Source organism: Microcoleus sp. N9_A2 (genome assembly GCF_036701775.1).
Taxonomy (GTDB): Bacteria; Cyanobacteriota; Cyanobacteriia; order Cyanobacteriales; family Microcoleaceae; genus Microcoleus.
This window is the reverse complement of the sequence record NZ_JAUBRH010000078.1, coordinates 1-3,187: the sequence shown is the minus strand read 5'-3', so window position 1 is coordinate 3,187 and position 3,187 is coordinate 1. Positions and strand designations below refer to the sequence as shown.

At 42.9% G+C, this 3,187-nt stretch carries 5 protein-coding genes; 1 reads left to right on the top strand and 4 read right to left on the bottom strand.

All coding sequences use genetic code 11. The features are described 5' to 3' along the window. Positions 1-203: 203 nt before the first annotated feature. The gene (locus tag QUA44_RS27300; protein ID WP_333256164.1) at positions 204-629 is read right to left on the bottom strand and encodes a type II toxin-antitoxin system VapC family toxin; all 426 of its coding nucleotides are present in this window, start codon (positions 627-629) and stop codon (positions 204-206) included. After that, positions 626-1,012 carry a DUF433 domain-containing protein gene (locus tag QUA44_RS27295; protein WP_333256162.1) on the bottom strand — a complete coding sequence of 129 codons (387 nt, stop codon included), beginning with the start codon at positions 1,010-1,012 and terminating at the stop codon, positions 626-628. Before QUA44_RS27295 ends, QUA44_RS27300 begins: the two co-directional genes overlap by 4 nt. A gap of 208 nt (positions 1,013-1,220) precedes the next feature. On the opposite strand from QUA44_RS27295, the gene QUA44_RS27290 reads away from it, so the two are divergent. After that, positions 1,221-1,463 (top strand): hypothetical protein, encoded by a 243-nt coding sequence (locus tag QUA44_RS27290; protein ID WP_106332617.1) that lies wholly within the window; start codon positions 1,221-1,223, stop codon positions 1,461-1,463. Positions 1,464-1,603: 140 nt separating this feature from the next. Here QUA44_RS27290 and QUA44_RS27285 read toward each other — a convergent pair whose 3' ends face one another. Together QUA44_RS27285 and QUA44_RS27280 are read right to left on the bottom strand one after the other, a co-directional pair. Continuing rightward, a complete protein-coding gene (locus QUA44_RS27285) occupies positions 1,604-2,635 on the bottom strand; it encodes a nucleotidyl transferase AbiEii/AbiGii toxin family protein (protein WP_333256159.1) in 1,032 nt (343 codons plus the stop codon). Between the two features lie 24 nt (positions 2,636-2,659). Next, a complete protein-coding gene (locus QUA44_RS27280; RefSeq protein WP_333276803.1) occupies positions 2,660-2,788 on the bottom strand; it encodes a hypothetical protein in 129 nt (42 codons plus the stop codon). Positions 2,789-3,187 lie beyond the last annotated feature (399 nt).

Here is a 3,187-nt window from a genome sequence, read left to right as displayed (position 1 = left end):
CTTAAGTCAACCATAAGGCGGTAGGGGCGGGTTTAGCTCAAAATTTATGAAATAATCGACTGTATCAAGGCAAAACCTTAAGGCTTTTTGACGAATTTCTTAAGTCAACCATAAGGCGGTAGGGGCGGGTTTAGCTCAAAATTTATGAAATAATCGACTGTATCAAGGCAAAACCCGCCCTCTCTTAAGTAAACCGTATTGTGTTATGTCCAATCTTCTAAAACCAGTCCTGGGACTTGTGCAAAATCTTGTCGATTTCGCGTCACTAAAATTGAGTTATTAACCAAAGCAATGGACGCAATCCGCAAATCTTGTGTCCCAATTCGTATTCCGTGACGGCGCAGCGCCAAATATTGCTCGCAAGCTGACTCGGTAAAATCCAGAACGAGAAAATCGTTGAGAAATTTAACAGTCGATCTCAAACCAACATAAGCCCAAGTTAAGCGTTGCTGCTGTCCGGGTTGTGAAGCTTGACGAATTGCATTGAACCAGCCCTGAATCAATTCCTCAACATTGATGACAGTAATAGCAACATCGCTGGTATGGAGAGTTTCAAAACGTTGTAATATGAGTGGATTAGAGTGTTGCAGCAGTGTGATATGGTCGGTATCGAGAATATATTGAGTCATAAAGTATCAGACTCAGGAAAATCGATATCTGCATTTCGATCGTGGCGATATACTTCAACATATTTCGTGACTTCATTCAGCAACGGATTACATCTCAAAAGAGGTGAAACATTCAACATCGGACGCGCCTCATACCAAGCAATCCGATCGTCAATTTCTAGTTGATTATCCAGATAAAAACTAATCGCATCAAAAACTTGAGCAGCCGTCACGAGTTGAAGTAACTTCTGTGGGATTTCTTCAGGCTTTATTCCCGATTTCCAAAACCCCACAATATCCCGTACAGTAACTTGAGTGTCTGCAATAATCGGTTCCCCCTGCAAAACTTCAGGATTGCGGGTGACATAGCGAGAAATGCTTGTAGAAGATAGCGAACTGGTCATAACGACCTCATAAGACAATGTAAACCTGCCTTCATCTTAGCGTAGTGGACAGAAGATGCCTATTTATTTAATCAGCCACGAGGAAATGTTTGATGCTTATGCTGTTCAAAGACTCTGGGAATAAACTAGATTTTTATCGCCAATGGCATTGATCCGATCGATTGTAAAAGAGTAAAATAAATTAGAGAGTTACGCCCACAAAAATTCCATGCCTCCCGAAGAAATCCTCCTACAATACTGGCGCGAACTTGCCCCCGCCGATCGCGCAAAAGTCCTTCAGTTTACCCAAACTCTAGCGCTCAAATCTTCACCTGAATTTACCCCCAAAACACAACTCGGTCAAACCCTGTGGAAACTTCGCCAACGGGCGATAGCCAACGGCATGAAACTCCTCAATGAAGTGGAGTTAGAGCAAGAAATTGCCGATCGTCGAGGTGGCCACGGTGTCTGATAAACTAACCTATCTGGATTCAGGTGTTCTAATTAGTGCATTTCGGGGCGAACCTTCCATCAGCATTCGTGCCGCTCAAATCTTAGACGATGACACCCGACAATTTGCCACCAGTCGGCTCGTTAAACTAGAAACTTTCTTTACAACAAAGAGCCAGGGAACGGGGAAATAGTCTCGCTAAATGTCCTGACTGTAATTTCTCTACCTAAATCCTGAGCTAATAAATCGATACCGTCAATAACTCGATCTGGTTCTGCAATACTTAAAATATCATAGCATTTTTCTCGATAATCGGGACGGTCTTGGAAATACTCAATCGCTCGATTCAGCGGTTCCATAACTTGATAAGCTGCTTCAGCTTTGTCGATCGCCTTTTGGGGAAGATCACTTGCCAACCTTTGGATTGCCAAATCGATTAAATCTCTAGAGTTTACGCGATCGCTCGGCCATCGATCGGCATTTGCTAACAGCTTTTCTGCTATACTATCAACTTGATTCAAGCAAGGAACAGGCGACCAACTAGGATAACTTGGTTCATCAAACTGAATTCGCCCTTCACAAACCATCTCGAATTTAATTATCGTACCATCAACAATAACTGGAAATCTAATACCATACTGGTTTGATTGAATTTCGTTCGGTAAAACAATACCATCGCGATTAGCAAAAATCACATCATAGCCTGCTGCCGCAACTTTTCGGCGCAGGAGATTGTAGCCACCATCCATCGGACACATAAAGTCAATATCCTGACTTAACCGATATTCTCCATGTTCCATACTTACCAGAGTTCCGCCGCCAAAATAAGCGCGACATTCCTGTAAAAACTCGACATTCAAGTGGCTGAGTACAGTTAATATTTTTTGGTGAATTTCGCGTTCAAACATTGGTTTAGAATTTACCGATTTTTCATTGTTTGGGGACTGACTAATGCTTCCCAGTTCTGCTACCAGCCAAGATTGAGAGTGTTGGCTAATTTGTTGAATAAAAGCCAGTTCCTCAGAGTCCGGTTGTCCCAATACTCCCCAATAATGCCAGCCTGATTCGTAGCGACATAGCATTTCCTTGAAACTAAGATTATGGACATTAGCAACTTGCCAGCAGATGGCCTGAAGAAATGGCAGTTCTGCGGGTATTTTAAATGGGGTTGCTACTGTTTTATCGTTCATCATATTTTTTCCCCAAAAACTCCCGATCTATTTCATTTGCAAATACTCCAATACCAGCAACCGCAAATAGTCTAGCATTCGGATATACGATCGCATTTGAAGATAGCCCGATCGCGTTTCAGCATAAAAGTGACCAATCGCAGAACGATCGAACACCCTAAGCTGATGTAAATCTGCGATCGCTTGCTCACGATTCTAAACTTCTGCGCGACGCTCAATCTGACTCGCATAACCGCGAATGCTAACTGTCACTAACTCAAGGAGAAAGAGGGCGGCTTTTGCCTTGAAAAACTGGCTTTTATCATAGATTGTTAGCTAAACCCGCCCCTTGTATCTTGAAAGAGACAAGCTATCAAACCGCAGACCGCAGGCTGTCGAACCGCAGACACGGTTGTAATCGAACCGCAGACACGGTTGTAATTGAATCGTAACATGAGTAAAGATAAAGAAACAATTAAAGTTTCTGGCCTATAGGTACAGGTGACAGTACAAAGTGTTGTGATCGGACATCAGAAATAGGTGAAGTTGGCCCGCCCCGAGTGACTATTACAAGTC

Excerpts from the sequence above, each read along its gene's own strand:
- QUA44_RS27300 (WP_333256164.1), bottom strand. The coding sequence starts at position 629 with ATGACTCAATATATTCTCGATACCGACCATATCACACTGCTGCAACAC.
- QUA44_RS27295 (WP_333256162.1), bottom strand. The coding sequence starts at position 1,012 with ATGACCAGTTCGCTATCTTCTACAAGCATTTCTCGCTATGTCACCCGC.
- QUA44_RS27290 (WP_106332617.1), top strand. The coding sequence starts at position 1,221 with ATGCCTCCCGAAGAAATCCTCCTACAATACTGGCGCGAACTTGCCCCC.
- QUA44_RS27285 (WP_333256159.1), bottom strand. The coding sequence starts at position 2,635 with ATGATGAACGATAAAACAGTAGCAACCCCATTTAAAATACCCGCAGAA.